A 25,823-nucleotide genomic window follows, 5' to 3' on the forward strand; every position below is an offset into this window, starting at 1 on the left:
TTCTTAATTTTTTTAAAAACGCAAATAGTCTATATAAAAATCAGTTTGGCCTATGCTTCCTGACGGATAATAGAACTTAACTCCAATTTCACTTACATCATATAGATCTGGTATGCCATTTAAATTTAAAATCAGAGTGTGTTTACTGCCCGGCTGGATTGTTGTTTTACCTGTAGAATATTCTTTATCAGTTACTATATATAGAACTGCTTGTACTTCACCTCCAAAGCTGCCTCTGTCAGAAATATATACATCCACCTGCAGCTTGCTTTTTTGGCTAATATTAAGTCCTGTATAATCCCTTCTGTACATATGAATCATTCCGCCGTCACCTGACAGTGAAATATTAGGACTTGCCAGGGACTTATTCCCGCTGGAGGCCCAGGCATCTGATGTATGCGGGTTTGGGGCTTTCCATCCGTTTTCACCGTTCTCCCAATCTTCCAATACACTTCCGGTTACCGGCTCTGGCGTAGGTTTTTGCACTTGTGTTGGAGTTGATGTTGGTACAGGTGTTGGTGTTGGTGATGGCACAAGTGTTGGTGTTGATGTTACTGTTGGCACCGGTGTTGGCGTTTGTATTGGAGTAGATGTTGGTGATGGTTTTGGTGTTGGTGTAGGTGTTGGCGTTGGCACTAAAGTAGGTGATGGTGTTGGTGTCACTGTTGGCACTGGTGTTGGCGTTTGTATTGGCACTAATGTTGGTGTTAGCGTTGTTACCAACGTAGGTGATGGTGTTGGCGTCACCGTTGGCACCGGTGTTGGTGTTGGTACAGGTGTTGGCGTTGGCACCGGCGTTAGGGTTGGTGTTGATGTTGATGTTAATGTTGGTGCTGATATTGGTATAGTGGTTGATGCCGGGGTTGGTGTTGGAGTTGGTATTACTTCCGGTGATGATATTGTCGTTGGCTCCGGTGCTGGTGTTGATACTGAAGTTGGCATTGGTACCACATCCGGCACCGGTGTTGATGTTATCACCAGCGTTGATATTGGTGATGGGGCTGGTACTGAGCTTGTATCAATTATAATTTTTGATTCTAAATCAATTTCCTGTTTGTCAATAATTTCAAATAATTCATGTACGGTTTTTTCTGCAATTAAATCCAATGGCATATCAAACTGTTTATTAACTTCTAAATAAACAGTATATCTTCCCATTGAAACATTGTGTTCTAATGCCTTTTCCCTTATACTTTTATCCACTATAATGCCTTTTACACTAATATTTTCTCCAAATGTAGCTAAAGAATCTTTGGCGTCTAATAACTGGTTAATAATCTTTTCTTCATTGGCGGCATTGTTTTCTGCATTAAGTGACGCAGATATAAATACAGCCATTTTTTCTCCTAAATCTCTTTCATCTTTTAGCTTTCCTACCACCATTTCAAGGGCATTGGCAAAATATATCCCGTCTAATTCCATGTCTTCAATTGCAAAGTCATCATTATCATTTAATAACGTTACCTTATTTACTGTACCATTCTCATCTAAAGTAAATGTAATGCTCGGGTTAATATCCACATCCACGTATGCGAATTCTCCCAGTCCTTTTGGTTTTCCATCTCCGGTATAGAAAAACTCTACAATTGCAAAAATCATTATAAAAGCTGCTGCTACTCCTGCTATTCTTGTAAAATTCTTTATTATTTTTTTCCTGTTACTTATACGGGTAAACCCTTTTATTTTATCATCTTTTGACTGTTCCTTATCTCCACCCATGCCTGATACGCGGGTAAAACCTTTTATTTTATCACCATTTAACGATTCCTTATCTCCCATGCCTGATATGCGGGTAAACCCTTCTATTTTATCACCTTTTAACGACTCCTTATCTCCCATGCCTGATATGCGGGTAAACCCTTCTATTTTATCACCTTTTAACGATTCCTTATCTTCCATGCCTGATATGCGGGTAAACCCTTCTATTTTATCACCTTTTAACGACTCCTTATCTTCCATGCCTGATATACGGGTAAACCTTTCTACCCTGCTGCTTTTTGATGAATTTTTCAACTGTGAATCTTGTATCCCCTCATCATAGACAATAATGTCTTCTGTTGAAAACTCAATTTCATCCCCTACAATCATACCAGCCCGTCTCTTAATACGTACAAATTCGTACTCTTTTACCATTACAAATGCTTCTTCATCTGTTATTTTTACTATCTTTCCTTTATACATAAATAATGCACCTCTATTTTATATATCGGCAACAGATAAACGCTTGATAACGGCGTATTCCTTGTAAATTACAGGTTATAACCTATATTTGTACCAAAAAAGTCTGCCACATATATAATTTTTGTGGCAGACTTTTTTAGCATGACCTGTTGCATGTATTTTTGTTATAAATGTGAATATGGTTTTATTCCTTTTCTCTTCTTTTTAGACGATATTCACGCCTTTTTTCTGCTTCTTTATAAACTCTTCTTTCTTCTTCTGTCTCTAAAATAAGGGGCGGCACCTCTGTAGGCTTTCCATCGTCGTCCAAAGCTACAAAAGTTATAAAAGCTTTATTTGTAAGTATGGTATTGCCTGTCTTCATATTTTCAGCGTAGACATCTACACTTACCTCCATAGAAGTCCTTCCCACCCAGGTGAGCCTTGCTTTTAATATTACCATCTCTCCTAAGCGCACAGGATGCCTGAAATCAAGACTGTCTAATGCGACAGTGGCAACTACTTTATTAGAATGCCTTGATGCAGCCAAAGCACCTGCAATATCAATCCAGTGCATCAGCTGCCCGCCTAATAAGTTCCCTAAAATATTTGTATCGTTAGGAAGCACTAATTGTGTCATTTCTATCTCAGACTGACCGGGAGTCTTCCCTTTAAGGTGCTTTTTATGCTCATTTAAATCTTTGTCCATCCGTCATTCTCCTTATCCTTGTGTATTTATATTAATCTTTCCCTTCTTTTTGCATATTGTATCAAAAAATATAATTGAATTTAAATGAAATATTTAAAGACTTTAGGACTTTAAAAAATTTTTAAGATATGAATTAACAAAAAATTAAGTATAAAATTTTGAGTTATTAAAGATACATTTATCAATAGATTTAAGTAAAAGATACCATTTTTGCTGATAAAAAAACACAACATCCTTCTAAGACATCTTTAGTCTGAAGAATTGATTATTTTACGGAATGTTTTGACCTTCAAACTGAAGGTTTTTTTTAAATTAAATGAACATAACAGTAAAATCAGGACAATGTTATTCCAACAGAATTTATCAGGTAATTAAGCCTGTCACTATCTAAACCTTCATTTATTCTTATACCAGCTATGCTGAGCAAGCCCACATGGTAAACAGGAACCTGTAGAACACTTTCTAAATAAGAAGTCAGTCCTTTAAGTTGGGAACCACCACCTATTATATATACTTTCCCCACCTTATCTCCAAAACATCTTTTTTCATAAAACTCAAAACATTGAAATATCTGTCTTACTATTTCGTTTATGACACCTTTTATGCTGTTGTGAATCTTTACCTGTTCTTCGTCAAAGCTTAAATCTAAAGGTGTCAGCCCTTGAATCTTTTTAAGCCTTTCTGCTTCATCCAATTTTACATGGTTGCTTTCTGCTATGGCTTCGTCTATATTGCTGCTTCCTTTTAATATAACTTTATTAAATTCCAAAACCCTGTCCTTTAATATGTTAACTATTGTTGTTTCAGAACCAAAGTCTATAACAGCAAGTGTACTTTGGTCAAGCTTTGAGTATTTGTTTCTCTTAAACCATGTATCGCTTTCAGTGGTTATTATATCCCTGTTAAAAAACTTGGCAGCACTATTAGCCGGAATATCCACCGATATAGGCTTTAATCCCAACTCTACCAGTATATCTATGTAGCTTTTTATAATATTTTTTAAAACAGCGGTAACAAAAACCTTAACCTTCGGAACTCCATCATCTTTTATTTCTTTTAAAACCTTATAATCGATTTTGTGGGCATCTAAATCAATAGGCATGCTTTGAGAAATGGTCATTCTTACAGTGTTGTCTAAATTCTCACCCGGGATATTCTCCACCAAAAAAACACGGGATATTATGTTAGTACCTGACATAACAATTTTGGCATTCTTGGTCTTCACACCTATTTCTTTCAATACCTTGCTTATTTCATTGGTGACAGCACGGACATCTTGAATGGCACCATTCTTAATAGAGCCCTTAGGTGTGGAAGCTATACCAAAATTCTTTATAAAAATCTCCTTATTCCTGTTTACTTCTACTTCTACAATTTTTATGTTCCTGAAACCGATGTCAATACTTAAAAGGTTGTTTTTTAAGAAAGGTATAGTCACCATTGTATTACTCCTTAAGTATTATAAATTTTTATATGATTTTGTTCCTATATAATATATCTTATCACCCATGCATATTAAAATCAATAATTTTGATTGAACTTACATATAAAATTAATATAATTTTTTTGTTTTTCTTTTTTTTGCCTTACAAAGTTAAATTCCGTTTCTTTATATTTATAGTACTGATATTTTGCAAATATTCATATAATAAACTAATTATCTCATCTTTTGAGTCTGATTTAAAAATTTTGTCCTTTAAATCAGCTGATTTATACATACCTTTCATGTACCAGGCAATATGTTTTCTCATTTCCTTAACGGCTTTATGTTCACCTTTAAATTCAATCATCAGGTTAAAGTGCTTTATTATCATGGATATTTTTTCTTCGCAACTTATTTCTTCGTCTGAATTTTGAAGTATATTCTTAAAAATCCATGGATTTCCCTGTGCTCCCCTTCCAACCATTATGGCATCACAATTTGTTTCCCTGAACATTTTTTTTGCATCCTCTGATGAAAATATATCCCCGTTTCCAATCACCGGAATGCTCACCGCTTCTTTTACTTTTTTTATTATTTCCCAATCTGCCTCCCCTCTGTAAAACTGCTCCCTGGTCCTGCCATGGACTGTAACTGCCTTAGCACCGTTTTCCTCAGCAATTTTTGCAATTTCAACGGCATTTACTTTTGTATCGTCCCATCCTTTGCGAATCTTAACAGTTACAGGTTTTTCAGATGCCTTTGAAACTTCCTTTACAATTTCCCCTGCCAGGGAAGGCTGAAGCATAAGTGCACATCCCTCACTATTTTTGGTTATCTTAGGGGTAGGGCACCCCATATTTATGTCAATTATGCAGGCATTGCTGTCATTTAAAAGCTCTACAGCCTTTGCCATAACATAAGGCTCTGAACCAAATATCTGAATAGCGCAGGGTTCTTCTCTTTTATCAATGAATGTAAGTTTTTTTGTCTTCTCATCTTTATAATAAAGCCCCTTTGCGCTGACCATTTCAGTATACGTAAAACCACAGCCCTGTTCTTTACACAAAAGCCTAAATGGCATATCTGTAACTCCTGCCATTGGGGCTAAAAAAACATTGTTTTTAAATTCAATATTTCCTATACGCATTTCATCCCTCCACACTCTATTTTACCATATTAGCAATTTAAAAATCATTTTTATCTTTAATTTTATTTTTCATTAATTTAATTTTTTTAATTTGTTCACAACTTATTCACAGCATCTATGCTATAATATTATAAAGACAAATAATTTCCTTTAAAATAAATTTCTCTTGGGGGTAAAAAGCCTATGAAAAAAGTTTTAAAAGAAATACTAAGCTGGACACTACACATAGTTATTGCCGTTGTATGCGGTCTTGCAATAAATATTTTTATCCTTCAGCCTACACAAGTTCAAGGAATATCAATGGAATCCACGTTGACGCAAAATGACAGGGTAATAATAAATAAACTTATGCATACCTTAAGGCAAGAACCTGATTATGGCGATATTGTTGTTATTGACAGCCGTGTACACCGTCCCCGTTCAATAAAAGACGATATTATGGACAGCATTAAATATAATGCTATTTCATATTTTTTCACAGGAGAACAGGAAGAAGTGCTTTGGATTAAAAGGGTTATTGGAAAAGAAGGGGATGTGCTGGAATTCAAAGACGGTAAAATTTATAGAAACAACGAATTGTTAGAAGAACCCTATATTAACGAACCTATGTATCCAAGCGGGAATTGGACTGTAACGGTACCTGAGGGACATGTATTTGTAATGGGTGATAACAGGAACCACAGTAAAGACAGCCGGGCAATAGGTGCTATCCCGCTGGATCATGTACTTGGTAAATACCTTTTTAAATTTTAATAAAATGCCGAAAAAAGAGAGACATTTAAATGTCTCTCTTTTATTTTATCCTTAATTTAAATATTAAAAAAACAGTCCCACCATTTATCATTTACAGACTGTTAAATATAGATTCTTCTCCTATGTATTTTTTAAAAGAGAGATTTATTAAAGACTTTTCTTGATTTTCCTCAATAAGCTTCATTGCTTCATCTATTTTATAAAAATTATCATTTTGTTTTTGGGCTTTCATTATATACCATGTGATTTTATCGCAGAAAGGTTTTTGACGTGGATTTGAAGAATACTCGTAATTCGTGTAACCTGCCGTCGAAACAAACTCAGCTAATATACCCGACTCTTCCATCTTCTTCTTGACAACTTCATTAGAAAGCTGACCTTTGCTAATCTTGCTTCTTGGCAACATCCATTTGCCGCCTTCTCCTTTTGAAAGAAGAACCCTGTCGCCTGAGAATACTACTCCGCCGGCATAATTTCTGACAATCATAACTAAAACCCCTTTCGTATTAAACTTGATAATTTATTCCATTCCCCTAAAAAGTTTATTAAGACTGGCTTTTAGAGAAATTTGTTTCACTTATCGTTTCTTACGTCGGGCTGTTATTTTGAATTGTATATATAAATGTCTCATTATATATTATAATACTACAGAACTGGTTTTTATTCAATTATTATTAAAAATTATTTCTAATACTTTTCACATTATTTCTTTTTTATAAAAACTATATATAAAAACTAAAATAATCTAAATAAAACTATAAATAATTTCGATACATGATATGTATAAAATTTTGCATATATACTCAAAAAAAAGAATTATATGCATTTACTACATTAAAGAGGTGATATTCTTGTTTGAGAACAAGATTTTAGGAAATACAGTAAAAAATGAAGATGGCTATGTGTGGATACTGGAGGGAAAAGTATTTGTAAAGGATCCAATTGGTAAAGGCATCCCTCCTGCCCTTAATCCCTGTGAAGGTGTTAAGCTTACTGTAAATGGTGTGGAGACAAGACATCTTGTTATGGTTTCTGAAAAAGATACTATAGAAGTTGAAGCTATTCATGAAGAAAAAGAAATGGAAATAGATATAGAAATATCCCCGGACAATTTAAAAGCTTATATGTCTTTTAAACCCCGCCGCACCGTTAAAAGATATCTAAAAGACTCTTATCCAATGAATAAGCTGGATATATGTGTATATGAGGAGGAAATTTACAAAAAAAGCGATGTAAATGAGCTTCTGAATATAATAAAAGAACAGGGTATTGTTTATGGGATAAAGGAGGATTTAATAAGAGAAATATTCGAAAATAACAAAAAGGGCAGATTCCTTATAGCAGAAGGAAAAGCCCCCATAGATGCTACAGATGACACCTTAGAATGCTTATTAACCATCAGTGATAAAAAAGATATTGGTGAAAACGAAAATATTGATTATAAAAATCTCATTACATATATATCTGTAAAACCAGGAGATAAAATTGCCCGCTTAATTAGGGGCTTTAGGGGTGAAGAGGGAATATCTGTGCTAGGTGTCCCTATTGAACCAAAGGAAGCCCGCAGAATAATTATTGAAAGCAATAGTAACATTCAATTTGATGAAGAAACCAATTTAATAATAGCTAAAAAACACGGAACCCCCGAAAAAAAAGAAAACGGCAATGTAATAACTTATGATATACGTGAACAGTTAAAATTAAATGAAGTAAGCTTAAAAACAGGAAATATAAATTTTAAAGGTGATGTGGAAGTAATAGGCAGTGTACATGAGGATATGGAGGTAATTTCCACCAATAATATAACTGTATTAGGAGATGTAAACTTTTCAAGATTGTATTCCGGGAATGAAATAGTTGTTAAGGGAAATGTTATTTCCAGCAAGTTAATTTCCGGAGACACCTCACTAGCACTAAAAACTCCTGCCACTGAAGTACAGAGAATTATTTGGGAAATAGAAGACCTTATTTCAAATATTAAAAATTTTTCTCAAAATGAGTTTGAATTTTATAATATATCAACTTTCCCGAATACAGTGTTTTATTTGCTGAATACAAAAAACAGAAAACTTTCCACCACTATATATGATGTAATCCGCAATTTAAGAAAAGGTAGTTATGATATCGATGATATTTCCATATACAAATTGGTGGAAAAATGCAAATGTTTTTTAGGAAATTATAATGAAATTACAGATTTAGACTACATATATGGAGTAATTGAATCTATCAAAAATACCTATTTCATAGAAGGAGAACGCAAAATTTCCGGCAACATTTCTTTAACAGGGGCACTTAATTCAGAAATACAGTCTTATGGAAACGTAATTATATCAGGTAAAACCTGTTTTAACACCAAAATTTTTGCCGGCGGTAAAGTATCCATATTAGGAAACTTAAGGGGTGGAAGGGTGGAGTCTGAAAAAAGTGTAGAAATAAATAACGCTGGGACCAGTATGGGTGCTAAGACTTTTATCAGGGTGCCTGATAAGGGTTTTATAAAAATGAGAATTGTCTACCCTGATACTACAATTATGATTGGAAGACATTCATATAAGTTTATAAATTATCAGACAAATATTTATGCAAGAGTCATTAAAAATAAACTTATTTTTAAATAAACAACCAGGGTTAAGGAGGATTTTTAAATATGGAATCTTTGACAAAATACATGAATAAAAAATTAGCATTGGAAGTGGTAGATAATAACGGTGAAAAAGTAGGACCTTCTTATACTACAGAAATTGTCCATGTGAACACTCCAGAGGAAATAGATATACTAGCCCCCTCTTTTGACAAGTACACCATACCACTTCCGGCTGAAACAAAAATTAAAATATTTTTAGAAACACAGCCGGCGAGAAATATGTGCTTAAATGGTGTAGTTGTTTCTAAATCCGCCGGTGAAAATGAAATATTGCTAAAAATTAAATTAGACAGTGAAAATAAAGAAAGATGTCACAGCACATTAACAGTCAAAACAGACTGCAATTTAAAAGCAGAATATCTTCAGATTAATTTAAAAAACTATGAGGAATTTAACCTGGCAAAAGTGATAAATATAAGCAAATACGGCCTGACTTTACTGCTAAATGAAGATTTAGAGCTCCATGAGCTTATTGATATTTACATTTGGATTAGCGACACTAAAATTATAAATGCAGTATGCGTTGTAACGAAAAAAAAGCTGTTGCAAAATACAAACGTCTATAAAAATGAATACAAATACCAGGCAGAGCTAGAATTCACTGAAATAACCCAGCCTGCCAGAGACGTCATAATAAAATATATTTTTCAAAAGCAAAAAGAATACCTTAAAAAAAAGATGAATTAGTTTATACAAAATACTTTTTTATTGCACCTGTTTTACTCTTGTTTATTTTTGCAACAATTTCAGTTCCTTGTTCTTTATGTTCCTCACTTAGTATTTTCCCGTTTTGATGCAGGTATGAAATTACCCAGCCTTCAGCATATGGTACAAATAATTTTACCTCAACCTCATTCTGGGGCAGTGCATCTTTTATCCCCTTTTTCAATTCCTCAATGCCGTCACCGTTTACTGCTGAAATCTCAAAGCACTTGCCGTTTTTATTTATTATGCCGGGTCTTGTGTAAGAAGAAACCTTATCTATTTTATTAAATGCCATTATAACAGGTTTGTCCAAAACTCCCAAGTCTTCCAAAATACTGTCCACCACTTTAACTTGTTCCTCCACTTCTTCACTTGATACATCCACTACATGAATGAGTAAATCTGCATACACCGCCTCTTCTAATGTGGATTTAAATGCTTCTATAAGGTGGTGGGGCAGTTTTCTTATAAACCCTACTGTGTCAATAAGCAGTGCATATTTCCCATCCTCTAATGGGAGCCTTCTTGTGGTAGGGTCTAAAGTTGCAAATAATTTATTTTCTGCAAATACGTCTGCATCACATAATTTATTCATAAGGGTGGACTTTCCGGCATTTGTATATCCCACCAATGCAATAACAGGCACATCCCTGTCACTTCTGGCACTTCTTAAGGAATTTCTCCTGCTTTCTATTTGCTCTAATTGTGAATTTAAATATTTTATCCTGTTTCTTATATGGCGCCTGTCGGTTTCAAGCTTTTTCTCCCCGGGTCCTCTTGTACCTATACCTCCCCCAAGCCTTGAAAGCTGCCTTCCAAGCCCTGAAAGCCTTGAAATTCTGTATTTTAGCTGGGCAAGTTCCACTTGGTATTTCCCTTCTTTGGATCTGGCTCTCTGGGCAAATATATCAAGAATCAGGCTGGTTCTGTCTATCACCTTGATACCGACAACACTTTCTATATTATTTATCTGAGAAGCTGAAAGTTCGTCATCAAAAATAAGTAAATCTGCATGGAGAGCCTGGCATATAAGTGCTATTTCTTCAAGTTTTCCCTTCCCCACATAGAAGGCCGGGTCTTTTTTGGGTCTTGTCTGAAGTATTTTTTTCAGCACAATAGCACCTGCTGTAATTGCAAGCTCTTCCAGTTCAGCCAGTGACCTTTCACCATAACTCATCCCGTTAATTTTATCTTTGGATGTACTTTCTAATCCTACAAGAACCGCCCTTTCACTTTCCTCTTCATTCTCATACAGTAAATCTGTCTTTTCCTTGTCTATTTCATATATATAGTCCATAAGTTTATTAATTTCATCGTCGTCTTTTCTAAAAGGGCCGAATATCTGGGACTCTCTAAACTCCCCGTTTTCATCCCTTTGGGGAAGGGCTGCATATATCTCATCCGCTTCTCCGTCCCTTACACCAATGGCAATCATGGCATCTAAGCGCAAATCTATCATGGAGCTTATGTCAACTGCTGAGACCATTCCCCCGCCACTTGGATGTGTATGGACGCACCTTATTCCGGAAAGCCTTTTAAGGCTCCTTTTTCCCTCAACAAATGGAAGGGAAACAGTACTGCTGTCCCCAACGCTTATGTCCGTTATATTTCCTTTCCTGTCAATATATACTGCTATTTCACGGTTGATTTTTTCTGTCAGCACCGCCATTTTAGAGGCAAGGTCTTCTGTAATTAAAAAGCCGCCGGGAATCTTAATATCGTATATTTTTTCAATTTCCTCTAAAACTGAATTCTTTAGTGATTCTATATTGCCTCTTATGTTAATGGTTCTTCCCTCCTTATTATACAACCCCGTATTATATAAAATTATATAATGCTGTATTATATAACCCCGTATTTTTTCCCTGCAGCTTCTAAGGCATTAAGCGCTTTATCCAAATGTTCCTTAGTGTGGTCGCACATCAGGCTCATTCTGATTCTTGAAAGCCTCTTTGGTACTGCAGGATACAGAACAGGGTTTACATATATATCGGCATCATGGAGGTACCTGCACATTTCCCTCACTTTCAGCTCATCCCCTATTATTACAGGGAATATAGCCGTCTCAGAATTACCAAGGGAAAACCCTAAATTTTCTAGATTTTTCTTGAAATATCTGATGTTATCCCACAGCCTTTCCCTACGGTCCGGCTCATTTTCAATTACATTCAGTGCTTCGGTAATTGAAGCTGTAGCCTGGGGGGTCATTGCAGTGGAAAACATATATGTCCTGGAATAAAAGTTTAAAAGACTCACCAGTTCCTTATTTGTAGCAATAAATCCACCCACACCTCCAACAGCTTTTGAAAATGTGCCGGCAACAATATCCACTTTTCCTTCCAGATTGAAATATTCCGGTGTTCCCCTGCCATTTTTACCTATAACACCTGTGGCATGTGCCTCATCCACCATGACATATGCACCGTACTTTTTGGCTATTTCCACTATTTTGTCAAGGGGGGCTATGTCCCCGTCCATTGAATAAACACCATCAACCGCTATAAGCTTTGTCCTGTATTTATCCTTTACCTTTTTTAACACACTTTCCAGACTGTCCATATCATTGTGTTTAAAAAATTTAACATTTGTGTTTTTACACCCGTCAATTATACTGGCATGAACCAGCATGTCAAGGATTGCCACATCCTCTTTGTGAAGCATTGAAAGGAGTGTCCCGGAATTTGAACCAAATCCTGAAGTATATATAATTGCAGCCTCACACCCTTTAAAAGCTGCAACCCTTTCCTCTAGTTCTATGTGTATATCCAAAGTTCCTCCTAAAAGAGGTACACTTCCGGCACCTGCCCCGTACTTCTCTAAAGCAATCCTTCCGGCTTCTATAACCTTTGGATGCCTGGTAAGGTTTAAATAGTCATTAGATGCCAGATATACCATTTCCTTGATTTTTCCGCTATAGCTGTCCCTGATTTTCCTAACCGGACCTGAGCCTTCAATTGCAACTCTTTTGTAGTGCAAATGCTGCTTTTCTTTAAGGTGTTCTAAAAGCTCGTAGTATTTATTGGCTTTTTCCATTATATCAAGATCATGCATGTTGAAAAAATCTGAAAAACTTAAATTAGCTGAGTCCATTTTTCCCCTCCAACAATTAATATCTTTTTAATAATAAGTTTACAAAACTCAATATCAAAAATTATATATTTTCAATCAGGCTTTAGCAACACTTTTACTGATTTTTCCTTACCTTTTGAAGTTGCCACATCTATTGCCTTTTTATATTCACTTAGTTTAAAAATATGGGTAACCAAAGGCAACACATCTATTTTATCAGATAAAAGCATATCAAGTCCAATTTTATATGTCCTGATTTTCTCCCCTTTAAAAATATCACTTCCATAACAATATATTCCCTTTAGATTTATTTCTTTAAACCAAATAAGGGTCCAGTCAATATCTATATTAGAAGCAAGTCCTGTTAATACAATGGTGGCTCCTGTTTTTGCATATCTTAAAGAATCACTTATGCTTTTTTTAGAACCCACACAATCAAATATCTTATCAAAACCGCCTAATAAATATCTTTCACCCATTATTGGCTTTTGTATGGAAGCTTTGGTTATTTCCGCTATTTCCTCTGTCAAATTTTGTGAGGAAGAATAAATTACCCTGTCTGCGCCATACTTTTTTGCCAGCTCCCCCTGGAAAGGATACCTTGCCATAACAGTTATATCAGCCCTGCATCCAGCATACCTTAAAAATGCCACCATTAAAAGCCCTACAATCCCCATGCCTATAATAAGAACTTTATCAGTATCCTCAGGATAACCTACAAGAGCGGGATGAATAGCTGATGATAAGGGGTCAACAAGCACTGCCTCCTCATTTTTTAGTTTGTCAGGCACTTTAAATAACTGGGACTTGTGGGCAATATAATACTCCCCCCAACTTCCCCCCGTTTCTTTACAAGTCCCGAGCATCATTCCTGTTAAAATACCGCCTTTTGAAAAATTAGAACACTGATTTGTCTTACCTTCATTACAGGCTTTGCATTCGGGAATATTTCTTGTTTGGCAGGTAAGGAGGATATCTGCAACAACCCTGTCCCCTATTTGAAATTCTTTAATATTTGCCCCCTTTTCCACTATGATGCCTATATTTTCATGACCCATTACAAACTTATCTGACACAAAAGGTGAAAGTTCCGGGGTATCATTTAAAAAAACCAAATTGATATCGCTTCCGCAAATGCCCCCGTATATGGTCTTAATCTTTACCCAGTCATCCCCTAAAAGTTCCGGTTCTTTTACTTTTTCATATTTTACACAGGACAATTTCCCGCAATAAAAGTTTTTGTTTATTTTACCTGCCGCTTTAGTGAATATATATTTTGAAACACTGGAGTCAAATGTAACAGCATACATATTAAGTATCATCCCTTCCACCTTGATTTAAGGCATAAAAAAATATCTTTAAAATGTTTAAACCCCTGTAGAGCCAAAACCTCCCCCCCGGTCATTGCCTATATCCTTTACGGAATCCACTTTTACAAAATTGATGCGCGGGACAGCCTGAAGGACTATCTGGGCTATCCTGTCCCCTTTTTTTATTTTGTATGTTCCCTTTTTATTTCCGTCACTATTAGTTTCAATTAGCGGATAATCATTTCTTTCTGAAGTATTGGTGATTATTATTCCCAATTCCCCCCTGTATCCGCTGTCAATGGTTCCCGGCGAATTGGCTATTCTAAGGGGGGTTTTGTAAGATATACCGCTCCTTGGCCTTACCTGTATCTCGTATCCTTTAGGGATGGCAAATTTAATTCCTGTAGGAACTATAACCGTCTCTCCGGGTTCTATTAAAACATCCTCTGCCGCATAGACATCCATCCCCGCATCACCTTCATTGGCATAGGTTGGTATTATGGCATCTTCTCTGCAAATTTCTAAATATACATTTACCTCATTCAATAAAATCCCCTCCTAAAGTACACCCCTTAAAAAATGTCCTTTTGTAAATCCTTTTTTCTTTATTCCTTCTATTAAGGATTGATGTTTTGAAAATGCATCAGTTTTATTTTGAACCATGTCCCTGTACATACTGACTATATTTCTCATTTTTAAAGGTTCTTCATCTGTAAAAATAAGTCTTAGCACATCAATTCCCCACAAACTCATTTTATCAATATTTTCTGTAAAAAGTAATACCTGTCCGTTGAAAATTGTAGTCCTGCAATCAGTATCATCCATAATAACAGGGAATTTCATGCCTTTTCTGTCCTTTAAATAAAAACCTTCTTCCCTGCACCTTCCCTTACACCCTTCTAAAGCACTTAACGGACAGTACTGGCTTGTCATCAAAGGAATCTTTCCGTAAACCACTATTTCCTTTTGAAAACCCGGGATATCTTTAATGTTTTTTATCTGGTTTAAATTCATCTCATAAGAAAGTACAGTCCCTGAAAATCCTAAGTCTTTTAATGCACAAATGCTGCTGCCGTTAAAAATATTTAAAGAATAATCCCCCATTACTTTTATATTTTCTTTATTTACTTTTTGTATATCTTTTAAAGCTCCGGTATTTCCTATAATAAAACCATCAACCCCTGCATTAACTAAAGCTTTTAACTTTGAATTTACAATGCCTTGGTAATTCCCCCGTGTTATAGGAGGAATGCTTACAAATACTTCTTTAACTCTTTTCTTTATATTAGAAATCATTTTTATATTTTTTTCATCTTGAAAAATCTTTATTGGAAGATACACTCTGTCTGTGCCAACACAGTAATACTCTTCCTTTTCATCTGCTCTATAAAAATACGCAGCTATAACGAGTTCCCTTTCTTTTAAAATTTCTTTATCCCCTATATCTTCACCTTCACATGAGAGATTGTCAAATTCCTTTACAAGCACTCTCTTATACTTATTTTTCTTGTAATGCTCTAATTTTTTTATAGCCTCTCTTCTTAAATTATTTATCTCACTTATAGGTAAAGAAACTCCTTCTTCTAAATTAATTTCTATCTTTTTAAATTCAAAAGCAGTACCCCCTGTTTTTTTTAGCTGCTCTTCTATTCTCTCCTTCGTAAGGGGTCGGTTTATTGCCTTTTGTACAATTTGGCTGCCCACTACTTTATGTTCATTTCCCAAATTGTCCTTCACAGTAAAAATTGCCGGCTGCCCGTGTAAAATGTTAATTTCCCCTTCTATATAAACCTTACGGATATCCTTCCCTGAAAAAGTTTCTTGGGCCTCTTTATTCAGCCTGCTGCTGGATGTCCTGAAGACTTTATCCCCTTTTGAAATATTTCCTCTGATGCTGCCTATAGATACCAGTTCACCTGTATAAGAACTTTTAACATCTCTTTTTCTGTTCTTTATTGAAGTTACAATTGTGCCCGGACTTTCATCTTCACCATTCCAGATTTCAATTCCATCTCCAATGGAAATGTTATCTTTAAGGTTTAATGTAATTGTATTTGAATGCCTGTTATAGGAAATTACATCTCCAATATATATTCCCCAATTTTTAGGTTTTTCAAAGGACATTAAGGATTTTCCTGTCCTTCTTTTAAGATGCCCTTCTGTAAAGCCTCCCCTGTTAAAAATCTGGGCTAAATCCTTTAAATCATCCTCATCTATACAATCTTGATGGTTTTCTTCCCCTTTTAAAATTTTATTCAAATATTTTCTGTATATTCTAACAGTAACAGCAACATATTCCGGACTTTTCATCCTGCCCTCTATTTTAAGGGATTTAACCCCGCTATTTACCACTTCATTTAAAAAATTTAGTGTACATAAATCCTTAGGGCTGAGAAGATATGAATTCCCTAAAACTTTATCATTTTTATCAATCAGCTGATAGTTAAGCCTGCAGGGCTGGGCACATCTTCCCCTGTTTCCGCTCCTTCCCCCTATAATACTGCTCATAAGGCATTGTCCTGAGTAGGAAATGCATAAAGCCCCATGTACAAATACCTCTGTCTCAATGGAAGTATTTCTTGAGATATTGTCTGTTTCCTCTAAAGACAGCTCCCTTGCAAGTACAACCCTGTTAAAACCCAGTTCTTCAAGAATTCTAACGCCTTCCACATTATATACAGTCATCTGGGTACTTGCATGCAAGCTAAGTTGGGGAAAAAATCTCCTTACTTCCCTGGCAAACCCCAAATCCTGTACGATTACCCCGTCAATGCCTGAGTAACATGCTTCATCCAAAAAATTAAGGGCTCTTTTCAATTCTTTATCTGATATAAGGGTATTCATGGTAAGATACACATTTACATCTCTTATATGAGCATATTCTATGGACTGTCTCAATAAATCATTATCAAAATTTTCTGCAAACTGTCTTGCACTAAAATCCTTTCCTCCTAAATAAACAGCATCCGCACCATTTTCAACAGCTGCTAAAAAAGACTCCCGGCTTCCGCATGGTGCAAGAAGTTCAACCTTACTCTTTATATGCATATCTCTCCTCTTTAATTAATTTATTAATTTTATTATTGCCTTTTTTCCCTTTTAAATGAGTTTCTAACTTCATTTAATTCTGCTTCTCTTTTGGCAAGCTGCAACTGGTAATTGGTGTTCTTATTTATTAATACTTCATTTTCATTGGCAAGACTGGTGTTTTCGTCTCTGAGCTTTTGGATTTCTTCCCTCAGGCTGTTTAGCTCCCTGCTTAAATTATCTATATTTTCACATGCTTTAAAATAGTCATCTGCAATATTTATAGCCGCTAAAACAGATGCCATGGAGGTGCTGAGTTTACTATTTTGGTTCATAATTGTATTTAGCTTTTTGTCAACGTAAAGGGCAACTTTTTGTATATACTCTTCAGTTTCTTTTCCCAGAAGGGTATAGTCTTTGCCTGCTATCCTCACATTTACCTTGTTTCTCTCTGCCACAGTTACCAGCTCCTTTTTTGGAAATTAATGCTTACCTTCCCCACAAAAAAGACACATTTTTTAATATTATACTATATTTCGTCATAAAAAGCATTTACAAATTAAAAACCCCTTATTTAAAGAATATTTAAAAAAGAGAATGATATTTTTATCATTCTCTTTTTTACTTTAAAATAAAATTAAGGGGGCAATCTGCCCCCTAATTTTATTATCTAGGTTGTCTTATTGGAGAAATTTCTAATACGTGTCTTGATAGTAGTGAGTAGTCTAAAGTATCGATTTCACCGTCTTGGTTAATGTCAGCAGCTTTTCTGTTTGCATTGTTTACTCTGATTTCAAGGATAAGTCTTGATAGCAATGTTGCGTCTATTGAGTCAATTACTCCATCGCTGTTAATGTCTCCAAGCAATACGTCGCCGCCGTCATCATCATCTTTATCTTCCATAGTATTTCTATATTTCAGATCTGGGAAGTATTCTTCCAATCTGCTTATTGCAAGTGCGTAGTCAACCTGTGCCCAGTAACGGTGGAAGTAAACTTCTGGATCTTCTCCAGCTTCGTAAGCTCTTCTAATTGTGTCATACATTGGGTCATCTTTATATTTTGAACGGATGTCTATGAATTTTACTCCAGGTTTAATTTCGTCACCGTTAGGCATTTTTCCGCTCCATCCTGATGGAACATATATTTCTTGTGAGAAGAAGCGGTGGAAGTCTCCACGGGTTTCAGGAGCCATAACTCCCTTGTCTGTACGGTATATAGTCCAAACAGTGTCAACTATGTCTTTACCAAGTTTTAAAGCTTTATTTGCCAGTTCTGTACGTGAACCCTTATGTCTCTCTACAGCTGCTGCGTATGTAATTAAGCAGTTTGCAAGTGCACCTGCAACTCCAAGGTCTTGTCCTCTTGAAGTAACTTCTACTCTTAGTGAACTGTTAGCTGATCTTCTTCCTGTCCATGTATCTGGCTCTCCGCTCCAGTCTATTCCTGATGGTATGTATATAGTTCCGCCGTCTTCAACTTCAGTTACATCCAGAACCCAAGGTACCCATTTGTCAAGTAATTCTTCTGCCATCTTGTTTCCGGATTCTAAGTATAGGTCAACCATACGAAGCATTGACCATGCCTGCATACCAAACCAAGTGTTACTTCCTGGGTCTGCATAAACAGGGTTTTCTACATATGCCATTCCGTAGAATGTTGATTTTCCGGATGGATATCTTTCGTATCTACCTTTCCATGAGTTTGTAGCTCCACCAGCTATAGCACCGTCAGCTGATTGTAACCATGTATAGAATTCTAATTGTCTCTCTAAGCTTGTCTCCCAGTCTCTCTTACCATTTGCTGACTTAGGAGCAAAATCGCTTTGAGTTGACATAATCCATGCTAAGAATGGGCTCTGGTATCCAAAGTGAGCGTGGCTGCAGCCTATTTTCCATGACCAGTCATACTGTATTCCGCCACCCCATGCTGTATACCATGCTAATAGATAGTGTGCACTGTTATAACCTGTACCAGGTGTTGGGTTACCATCATTTTGAGCTGAACCAATTTCGTAAAAGTATTTATCAAAGAAGTTATTTCTTACAAAGTCTCCCATCTTTGTAGCTTTCTCAACTACAGTTCTTATCTGGCTTTGTTTACCTTGCTCTTTAGCATATTTGTTAGCCCAGTATACACCCTGGATAGTACGTGCTTCTGCGTCAGGAGCATTTGTAAAACGCCACTGTGTTGAGTATGAATTGTCTATAGTAAATAAGTCAAGGAATCCGTTTGGTCCACCATATTTAAATTCTTCAATTGATGGGTGAGGGATTGTTTCCCATGTTGACTCCTGTTCCCCTCTTTGGAAAGTATTGATAAATGTAGCTTCAGTTCCTCTACCAAATCCATACCAGTTGTCAACGTCCATTAACCAGTGCATTAGGTAAATGCTTGGACCATAAGCACTTGTTAAATCATTATGAACAGGGTCGCTTCCCACTGGCTTGTCAAATTCTAATTGGGATGGATAGTAGTCAGGTAGTTCATGCTCAGCAGCGTAAGTAGCAGGGCTGCTAGGATTATAATTTCTCATACCTGCCTGTTGGATACTGTCACTAGGAATTAAGTATTCAAGCACATCCCATGATTTGTTGAAACGTGACCAGTCTCCTGTGAATTTTCCATAAACAGCTTCTAACCAAACATAGTAACTTAATGCTTCACTGGTTGTAACATGTCCATAGTCAGGTGCCTCAGCAAGCATTGTTTCAATTGAGTGGTAAGGAATACCTTCGTCTGGGCTGTAGTAGCCGCTGTTTGTAATGTCTTCATGAAGCTCTAAGAACAAGTCCTTGTATGATGCCCCACTCTTTGTGTGGTTATAAGGCTTGTGCTCAGATGTTCTTCTAATTTCTGCAAATGACGTAATAGGTGTCATAATACTGACAATCATAATTACTGCTAGCAGAATTGAAATTTTTCTTTTCATTCTCACTTCTTCCCCTTTCATTTATACATGTTTGTTTTTAAGTAATATGATGATATAATGCAGTCCTACCTACAATTAAATCATTCCCCCTTTTTGCAGATATTATTTTTTCTACATTAAACTCATCATAAAACTTAAAATTTAACCAAAACACAAAATTGGTAAATTTATAATTCTGCATAAAAATGCAGCAGAAAACAAAGGTAAAGTTATATAAAGGTTATAATATAAAACATATACATAAAGTATATAAAGGCGTTGAAAACTCATTAATTGGAATACTTAAATTAAAATGGATATATTGGTGAGATGAATTATTTCCAAATTGCTTTTAAATCTTAGTTGAACAGACAACAATGAACATTGAACGGACTGTACTTGAAAAAAACATCATTTCTTACTTATACATTACTTCATAAATTTGCACTTCTATAGTGGGATGTTAAAAAAAGACCGGTAAATTTTCAACTTAAACAATATGTAGTAAATATGCCAAAATATTTAATTTTCAATGTTCCACAGGGCAAATCCCTAGTTCTATTTTACATTAAAATAATTAGATAATCAATAAATTTATCATAAAGATAAAAAAGATTATCTAGTTATTGTAAAAATAATACATAATCCTGTATATTAGATTCAATTTTATTATAATACACATCCCATTTATGTGCAAGTAATAATATTCAATTGTCACCGTTTTTGTCTTCCTTATTTCTTAAATAGTTCCCAAAAGCCCTGTCAGCAGTACCTATATGGTGAATTAACCACTCTACAACAAATTTGTTTACCATTGCTACAAACTGAAGGGTTGGTCCTTCACTTTCAAATTTCCTTTTTATTTCTTCAAAATTCTCTACAAATTTTATATGCAGAAGTTTGTGTCCCTTGTACTCAGGATATAGATTTTTTACGTGAAGCTTTTCCTCTGATGTAAAATGAATGTCAACATACTCTTCTAAAAAGTCAATCATTTTAGAAACTTCTTGTCTTCCTTTGTTTTGGGAACATGCATCTAAAAGATCCCTTATCCTTTTAAATAGTTCTTTGTGCTGGCTGTCTATCTCCTCTACACCTATTTCATAGCTTTTTCTCCATTGTATAGACATAATAGCCCTCCTTGGTTTTAATTATTGCTGAGTATCCTCCCTGTTGCCGGATTTATATAAATCAGCCAATATCCAAAAGCCCCATACCTGGGTTTATCCCCTTCTACCTGTGCCCATCTGCAAACTTCCCCAAAGGGGTTTTCGTCCACCCAGTAAAGACCGGGAATCCCGCATACAATGTACTTAAGTTTTTTCTTCCGGTCTTCATACAAGCCCACTATCATGTGCTTATACTTAAAGTACGACATCATTACAAGGGGATTAAAGAGTAAAGGAACTTTTATATTGAATTTATAAAAAATATTATTTAAGTCTGCGGGATTAAGTATCTGCCACCATTTGTAGTCCTTTCTCTCCACCCTGAAGGGTTTGATTTTTTTAAAAAATTTATCAAAATACCCTTCCAGGTTTTTTTCTTCTTCTGAATTCTTAGGGTTTGTATTCTTATCGTTTTTTTCTTCTTCAAACTTAATACCTTTTTCACTTATCCCGGTATTTCCTGTATTACCTATAATACTCTCTTCCTTATTTCCATTGCTGTTTCCGGTTTTATTTTCACTGCCGTACTCATTACCCCTGCCTGTATATTTTATACCGGTATCTTTTATATCATTTTTAATATTTCCTTTATTATTATCTTTATTATTACCACCTTTATTATTATCTTTGTCGCTATCCCCTTTACCATATTTAATACCTGTATCTTTATTAGTCTCTTTATTATCTGTTGCTACCTTATTATTAGCAATGATGTTATCTACTATATTATTCGTTATAGACTCATCTTTTTTAGTCCGTGTTGCACTATTTTCTGTAAAATTTTTATTTTGGGGTATAGCTTTAGCATTAAGACTTCTTTTTAGTTTGCTTCTCCACTCTTTTTTTTTGTCTTTATACCCTGCTAAAGGACATATAATGCTGTCATAAGAAGAGTCCAACAGCAGTGCTGCGGCATTAAAATGTTCGATGGATATGCCTGTACCTCCTACATTGGAAGGGTCAAAATATTTTATAAGTTCCCCTTCCCTTCCTTTAAAGTTAATATAGCCTGGTGAAAAGTACACAACATTTTCCTCATCCACCTTCATAATATATAGTTTGTATTTTAAATTTTCACTTTTCAAATTGGAAACATGACAATCAAGCCTGCCTTTTCCTTCCCTCGCCTCGATTTTTACATAGCCAGAAGGACTGTTGCCTTCTTTAAAGCCTCTGTCTTCCTCATTTAACATAAAAAAAGTTTTATAATATTTAACCATTTACATCCCCCCTTCATATTTATATGTTACTTTAGGAGGGACATTACTATTTTAAATGTAATACTTAAAAAAATCTTTGAAAACTAAAGAGAGCTTTCATAAAGTAAATTAGAAAGCATGGCAAACTGTTGAATTGACAGCATCTCTCCCCTTGTGTTTTCATCCACACCCATGCTTTTTAGAATTTCCTTTATTTCCTCCTTGGATTTGTTAAGCCCTCCTGTATTGTAAAGGGCATTTATTAAAGTCTTTCTTCTTTGGGCAAAAGAACACTTTACAGTTTTAAAAAACATACCTTTGTCTAAGAGTTTTACCGGTGGTTCTTTATTAATAATAAGCTTTATAACTGCAGAGTCCACATCAGGCTGAGGGATAAAACAGTGGGGCGGCACATCAAAAGCCTTTTCCGGTTTGGAATAGTATTGGACAGCCACAGACAGGGCACCATAATCCTTTGTTCCCGGTCCGGCAACTATCCTTCTGGCAACTTCCTTTTGAATCATAAAAACCATCATATCTGCTTTTGTATCTTCTTCTAAAAACTTCATGATGATGGGAGTTGTTATGTAATAAGGTAAGTTTGCAACCACCTTTATATTTGAGCTGTCATATTCAGATGTTATAGCATTTATATCTGCCTTCATTATATCCATATTTATAATTTGTACATTAGAAAAACCACTTAAATTATCTTCCAATGCAGGAATAAGTCTTTTGTCAATTTCTATTGCTATTACCTTTTTAGCCCTTTTGGCAAGCTCTAAAGTCATTGTACCAATTCCCGGTCCTACTTCAATTACAACATCCTCTTGCCCCACATCCGCAGTATTTACTATTTTCTTTACCACATTAAAATCAGTTAAAAAATTTTGCCCTAAAGACTTTGTCAATTGTATATTATATTTTTTAATAGTTTCCCTTGTATTTTGCATATCTTATATCCTCGCTAAATTATTTTGTTCTCACCGGATTTAAGAATTTTAAAAAATATTCATGATAAAATTTAAATTCCACCTTAAATATTTAAGGTGGAATTTAAATTTTTGTTAATCCCTCAATATGTATACCCTGACTTTTCTAACGCCCCATTTTTTTACTTCTTCTGTGCTTTCTTTGTAAAGGTCTATTATATCACCCTTTACAGCACTTCCAATATCAGCAGCCAAGGCATACCCATAATCCGGAGTATCCCCGATACCTTCAATATACAGCCTTGACCCTAATGGAATGACATTAGGATCTACAGCTACAATCCCCGGTCTTACCGGTATACCTGTATATGTAATACCAAAACCAGGGTCGCCGGGTCTCTTACCTGTACACTCATAAGAGGCTGTATACGCTGTAGCCCGCATTTCAAGTACCTTTGAGTACCTGAACCGGTCTCCCCTTGAACTTACATAGCTTGCAACAGTACCATATTCAACAATTTTTTCTGAAGGCTCTGAAACAACGGCCTCGTACATAAGCTGACGGTATACTTCCTTACCGTCCTCGTATTTTACCACATACACTTTTTCTATTTTACCTTCAGTACCTTCTTGAACTACCCTTTGTTCTCCAATTTCCATGTTGCCGTTTTCTCTTTCTATAACTTCATAAGGGATGGTTTCTTCTTCTGTTACTACTTTGTGCTTTACCCTGATAACCTTTACTTCCAGATTCTCTTTTACTTTTTGACTGTAATTAGCACCTTCAATTCTATCTCCTATGCGAAGATTTACAGGTTCCTCTTTTAATGCCTCGCCAACGGTGTCCTTTACAGTCATTAAAGTTATCTTTTTGCCATCCACCTCCACAATTAATGGTACTGCTCTCTTTATGTTTATAATGTTGGTATTTTTCTTTTGTAACTTAGTTTCTAATGGTAAGCTTATGTAATCGTGTTCTCCTATTTCCAGCCCACTTTGATTCAGTATCTCTCCTACGGTAGATTTCATTGTACGCACTACAATAACGTCACCATCTGCATTGATAACTACATCTTTACTTAAGTAAAGACAAGTACCAACAACAGCTGACATAGATACTATGAAAGCTACTATCATTACTGCAAGTGCTTTTAATGAAATATACCGTCTGATACTTTTTCCAAGTAACGGTGACAAATTATCATCCTCCTAATAATTTTTAGGGGCTAATGGTTATTTTATTTCAAATATTTTTTTTTGTCAAATCCTTCTTGTTTCAAAGTGGGCTAAACCTTTACACCACAAGCTTTTCCGTTATTTACTTTTACTTTTTATACAATTCCTCTTAAATCCTCAATATCTAGTTTTGACCAGAAATTCACTGTTTATTCTAAAGTTATTTAATTTTTTTACATTTAGTACAATCCCATGCAATCACTGCCTGACATTCCCTGACCCATACCTGTATAATCCATATTTGGCATACCATAGTACATGCCTGCACAATCCATACCCGGCATCATACCGTGCATCATCATCGGCCAGTACATCATTGGCATACCTGCCATGTGGTGCATATAAGGCATTTGATATGGCATATGTCCCATGTAAGGCATTTGAGGCATACAGGGCATATGAGGAAAACCTCCGTGCATTTGTCCCATGTGCATCTGCGGACATTGAGGTGCCTTTGGGGGGCATTGGGGTACCGGCGGCGGGCATTGGGGCATTTGAAGATTTGCTAATGCTTCCTGTGTCCCGCATTTTTGATTGGGAATATTTTCACCTGGCATTGCTCCGCCTTTAACACTTCTGTTTTTCTCCATAAAACAACCTCCAATACATGATGAATATTATATATCCATTATATGTATTGGAGGTTAATTGGTTACCCTTTCCGGATTTTAAATAATTTTTTAGCATTGGCAGTAGTCTTTTCTGCCACCTCTTCTAATTCCATTCCTTTTATCTCTGCAATTTTTTCTGCAACATATTTTACATAGGCTGAATAATTTCTTTTGCCTCTATAAGGCTCCGGTGTCAGATAGGGACAATCCGTCTCAATCAAAAGCCTGTCTATTGGCACATATTCTGCAACTTCAGCTGCTTTTCTGGCATTTTTAAAAGTTACAGGACCTGCCAGTGAAATGTAGAAATTATTATTCAAAACTTCCCTGGCCATCTCCACACTGCCTGAAAAACAGTGAAAAACTCCTCCCACTTCACCGGCTTTTTCACTTTTTACTATATCAAGAACATCTTTATGGGCTTCCCTGTCATGTATTATTATTGGAAGCTTTAGCTCTTTTGCTAAATTTATCTGCCTTTTAAACCAGAATTTTTGAGTATCCCTGGGGGAAAAATCATAGTGGTAGTCAAGTCCTATCTCCCCAACGGCAACCACCTTCGGATTTTTTGCATAATTTTTTAGCTCCTCCAAAAAATCCTCATCCATATCTTTTGCATCGTGGGGGTGAATACCCACTGCAGCGTAAATTTTTTCAAATTCATTGGCCAAAGAGACGGTCTCTGCCACCGACTTTCTGCTTGATGATGCATTTAATATGTAGCTTACCCCGTTATTAAATGCATCCTTTATAATTTCTTCCCTGTCATTGTCAAATCTTCTATCATCATAATGGGCATGTGAATCAAAAAACATA

General features: G+C 35.6%; 21 protein-coding genes. 3 read left to right on the top strand and 18 right to left on the bottom strand.

Annotation, left to right across the window (positions count from 1 at the left end; genetic code table 11):
* Nucleotides 1-12: 12 nt before the first annotated feature.
* The 4 genes from HVS_RS16300 to dusB all read right to left on the bottom strand — a co-directional run bounded on the left by HVS_RS16300 (nt 13) and on the right by dusB (nt 5,439).
* On the bottom strand, nt 13-2,181 hold the full coding sequence (locus tag HVS_RS16300) for an anti-sigma-I factor RsgI family protein (protein ID WP_108593948.1): 2,169 nt from the start codon (nt 2,179-2,181) through the stop codon (nt 13-15).
* Nucleotides 2,182-2,365: 184 nt separating this feature from the next.
* A complete protein-coding gene (locus HVS_RS14495) occupies nt 2,366-2,869 on the bottom strand; it encodes an acyl-CoA thioesterase (protein ID WP_101303472.1) in 504 nt (167 codons plus the stop codon).
* A gap of 334 nt (nt 2,870-3,203) precedes the next feature.
* Complete coding sequence (gene pilM, locus HVS_RS14500) at nt 3,204-4,310, bottom strand: pilus assembly protein PilM (RefSeq protein ID WP_101303474.1); 1,107 nt, start codon at nt 4,308-4,310, stop codon at nt 3,204-3,206.
* A 145-nt stretch (nt 4,311-4,455) separates the two neighbouring features.
* The gene (gene dusB / locus HVS_RS14505; protein WP_101303476.1) at nt 4,456-5,439 is read right to left on the bottom strand and encodes a tRNA dihydrouridine synthase DusB; all 984 of its coding nucleotides are present in this window, start codon (nt 5,437-5,439) and stop codon (nt 4,456-4,458) included.
* A 183-nt stretch (nt 5,440-5,622) separates the two neighbouring features.
* On the opposite strand from dusB, the gene lepB reads away from it, so the two are divergent.
* Nucleotides 5,623-6,192 (top strand): signal peptidase I, encoded by a 570-nt coding sequence (gene lepB / locus HVS_RS14510; protein WP_101303478.1) that lies wholly within the window; start codon nt 5,623-5,625, stop codon nt 6,190-6,192.
* A gap of 91 nt (nt 6,193-6,283) precedes the next feature.
* On the opposite strand, the gene HVS_RS14515 is transcribed toward lepB, so the two are convergent.
* Entirely contained in the window at nt 6,284-6,679 is a 396-nt protein-coding gene (locus HVS_RS14515) for an NUDIX hydrolase (RefSeq protein WP_101303480.1), read from the bottom strand.
* 364 nt (nt 6,680-7,043) lie between these two features.
* Between HVS_RS14515 and HVS_RS14520 the strand changes: the two genes are divergently transcribed.
* Together HVS_RS14520 and HVS_RS14525 are read left to right on the top strand one after the other, a co-directional pair.
* Entirely contained in the window at nt 7,044-8,813 is a 1,770-nt protein-coding gene (locus tag HVS_RS14520) for a DUF342 domain-containing protein (RefSeq protein WP_159063469.1), read from the top strand.
* A 29-nt stretch (nt 8,814-8,842) separates the two neighbouring features.
* Nucleotides 8,843-9,526 carry a PilZ domain-containing protein gene (locus HVS_RS14525; RefSeq protein ID WP_101303484.1) on the top strand — a complete coding sequence of 228 codons (684 nt, stop codon included), beginning with the start codon at nt 8,843-8,845 and terminating at the stop codon, nt 9,524-9,526.
* Between the two features lies 1 nt (nt 9,527).
* Here HVS_RS14525 and hflX read toward each other — a convergent pair whose 3' ends face one another.
* From hflX to HVS_RS14590, 13 genes are all read right to left on the bottom strand, one after another.
* Nucleotides 9,528-11,354: a GTPase HflX gene (hflX, locus tag HVS_RS14530; protein ID WP_459562253.1), complete on the bottom strand. Its 1,827-nt coding sequence runs from the start codon at nt 11,352-11,354 to the stop codon at nt 9,528-9,530.
* Nucleotides 11,355-11,386: 32 nt separating this feature from the next.
* Entirely contained in the window at nt 11,387-12,634 is a 1,248-nt protein-coding gene (locus tag HVS_RS14535; protein ID WP_101303485.1) for an aminotransferase class I/II-fold pyridoxal phosphate-dependent enzyme, read from the bottom strand.
* Between the two features lie 71 nt (nt 12,635-12,705).
* Nucleotides 12,706-13,935 carry a zinc-dependent alcohol dehydrogenase gene (locus tag HVS_RS14540; protein WP_207654780.1) on the bottom strand — a complete coding sequence of 410 codons (1,230 nt, stop codon included), beginning with the start codon at nt 13,933-13,935 and terminating at the stop codon, nt 12,706-12,708.
* Nucleotides 13,936-13,980: 45 nt separating this feature from the next.
* Nucleotides 13,981-14,469, bottom strand: coding sequence for a dUTP diphosphatase (gene dut, locus HVS_RS14545; protein ID WP_101303487.1), 489 nt, complete (start codon nt 14,467-14,469; stop codon nt 13,981-13,983).
* Between the two features lie 12 nt (nt 14,470-14,481).
* Complete coding sequence (locus tag HVS_RS14550; RefSeq protein WP_101303489.1) at nt 14,482-16,971, bottom strand: U32 family peptidase; 2,490 nt, start codon at nt 16,969-16,971, stop codon at nt 14,482-14,484.
* Nucleotides 16,972-17,003: 32 nt separating this feature from the next.
* Entirely contained in the window at nt 17,004-17,408 is a 405-nt protein-coding gene (locus HVS_RS14555; protein WP_101303491.1) for a cell division protein ZapA, read from the bottom strand.
* Nucleotides 17,409-17,616: 208 nt separating this feature from the next.
* Nucleotides 17,617-19,881, bottom strand: coding sequence for a glycoside hydrolase family 48 protein (locus tag HVS_RS14560; protein ID WP_278278664.1), 2,265 nt, complete (start codon nt 19,879-19,881; stop codon nt 17,617-17,619).
* Between the two features lie 686 nt (nt 19,882-20,567).
* On the bottom strand, nt 20,568-20,990 hold the full coding sequence (locus tag HVS_RS14565; RefSeq protein ID WP_101303495.1) for a bacteriohemerythrin: 423 nt from the start codon (nt 20,988-20,990) through the stop codon (nt 20,568-20,570).
* A 17-nt stretch (nt 20,991-21,007) separates the two neighbouring features.
* Complete coding sequence (locus HVS_RS14570; protein ID WP_101303497.1) at nt 21,008-22,249, bottom strand: hypothetical protein; 1,242 nt, start codon at nt 22,247-22,249, stop codon at nt 21,008-21,010.
* 83 nt (nt 22,250-22,332) lie between these two features.
* A complete protein-coding gene (rsmA, locus tag HVS_RS14575) occupies nt 22,333-23,181 on the bottom strand; it encodes a 16S rRNA (adenine(1518)-N(6)/adenine(1519)-N(6))-dimethyltransferase RsmA (protein WP_101303499.1) in 849 nt (282 codons plus the stop codon).
* A gap of 114 nt (nt 23,182-23,295) precedes the next feature.
* Nucleotides 23,296-24,357 (bottom strand): 3D domain-containing protein, encoded by a 1,062-nt coding sequence (locus HVS_RS14580; RefSeq protein ID WP_101303501.1) that lies wholly within the window; start codon nt 24,355-24,357, stop codon nt 23,296-23,298.
* A 218-nt stretch (nt 24,358-24,575) separates the two neighbouring features.
* Nucleotides 24,576-24,986: a hypothetical protein gene (locus HVS_RS14585; RefSeq protein ID WP_101303503.1), complete on the bottom strand. Its 411-nt coding sequence runs from the start codon at nt 24,984-24,986 to the stop codon at nt 24,576-24,578.
* A 62-nt stretch (nt 24,987-25,048) separates the two neighbouring features.
* Nucleotides 25,049-25,822 carry a TatD family hydrolase gene (locus HVS_RS14590; RefSeq protein ID WP_101303505.1) on the bottom strand — a complete coding sequence of 258 codons (774 nt, stop codon included), beginning with the start codon at nt 25,820-25,822 and terminating at the stop codon, nt 25,049-25,051.
* Nucleotide 25,823: the final 1 nt, after the last annotated feature.

Source organism: Acetivibrio saccincola (assembly GCF_002844395.1).
In the GTDB taxonomy this organism is placed as follows: Bacteria; Bacillota; Clostridia; order Acetivibrionales; family Acetivibrionaceae; genus Herbivorax; species Herbivorax saccincola.

Excerpts from the sequence above, each read along its gene's own strand:
- HVS_RS16300 (WP_108593948.1), bottom strand. The coding sequence starts at position 2,181 with ATGTATAAAGGAAAGATAGTAAAAATAACAGATGAAGAAGCATTTGTA.
- HVS_RS14495 (WP_101303472.1), bottom strand. The coding sequence starts at position 2,869 with ATGGACAAAGATTTAAATGAGCATAAAAAGCACCTTAAAGGGAAGACT.
- pilM (WP_101303474.1), bottom strand. The coding sequence starts at position 4,310 with ATGGTGACTATACCTTTCTTAAAAAACAACCTTTTAAGTATTGACATC.
- dusB (WP_101303476.1), bottom strand. The coding sequence starts at position 5,439 with ATGCGTATAGGAAATATTGAATTTAAAAACAATGTTTTTTTAGCCCCA.
- lepB (WP_101303478.1), top strand. The coding sequence starts at position 5,623 with ATGAAAAAAGTTTTAAAAGAAATACTAAGCTGGACACTACACATAGTT.
- HVS_RS14515 (WP_101303480.1), bottom strand. The coding sequence starts at position 6,679 with ATGATTGTCAGAAATTATGCCGGCGGAGTAGTATTCTCAGGCGACAGG.
- HVS_RS14525 (WP_101303484.1), top strand. The coding sequence starts at position 8,843 with ATGGAATCTTTGACAAAATACATGAATAAAAAATTAGCATTGGAAGTG.
- HVS_RS14535 (WP_101303485.1), bottom strand. The coding sequence starts at position 12,634 with ATGGACTCAGCTAATTTAAGTTTTTCAGATTTTTTCAACATGCATGAT.
- HVS_RS14540 (WP_207654780.1), bottom strand. The coding sequence starts at position 13,935 with ATGATACTTAATATGTATGCTGTTACATTTGACTCCAGTGTTTCAAAA.
- HVS_RS14550 (WP_101303489.1), bottom strand. The coding sequence starts at position 16,971 with ATGCATATAAAGAGTAAGGTTGAACTTCTTGCACCATGCGGAAGCCGG.
- HVS_RS14560 (WP_278278664.1), bottom strand. The coding sequence starts at position 19,881 with ATGAAAAGAAAAATTTCAATTCTGCTAGCAGTAATTATGATTGTCAGT.
- HVS_RS14565 (WP_101303495.1), bottom strand. The coding sequence starts at position 20,990 with ATGTCTATACAATGGAGAAAAAGCTATGAAATAGGTGTAGAGGAGATA.
- HVS_RS14570 (WP_101303497.1), bottom strand. The coding sequence starts at position 22,249 with ATGGTTAAATATTATAAAACTTTTTTTATGTTAAATGAGGAAGACAGA.
- rsmA (WP_101303499.1), bottom strand. The coding sequence starts at position 23,181 with ATGCAAAATACAAGGGAAACTATTAAAAAATATAATATACAATTGACA.
- HVS_RS14585 (WP_101303503.1), bottom strand. The coding sequence starts at position 24,986 with ATGGAGAAAAACAGAAGTGTTAAAGGCGGAGCAATGCCAGGTGAAAAT.
- HVS_RS14590 (WP_101303505.1), bottom strand. The coding sequence starts at position 25,822 with ATGTTTTTTGATTCACATGCCCATTATGATGATAGAAGATTTGACAAT.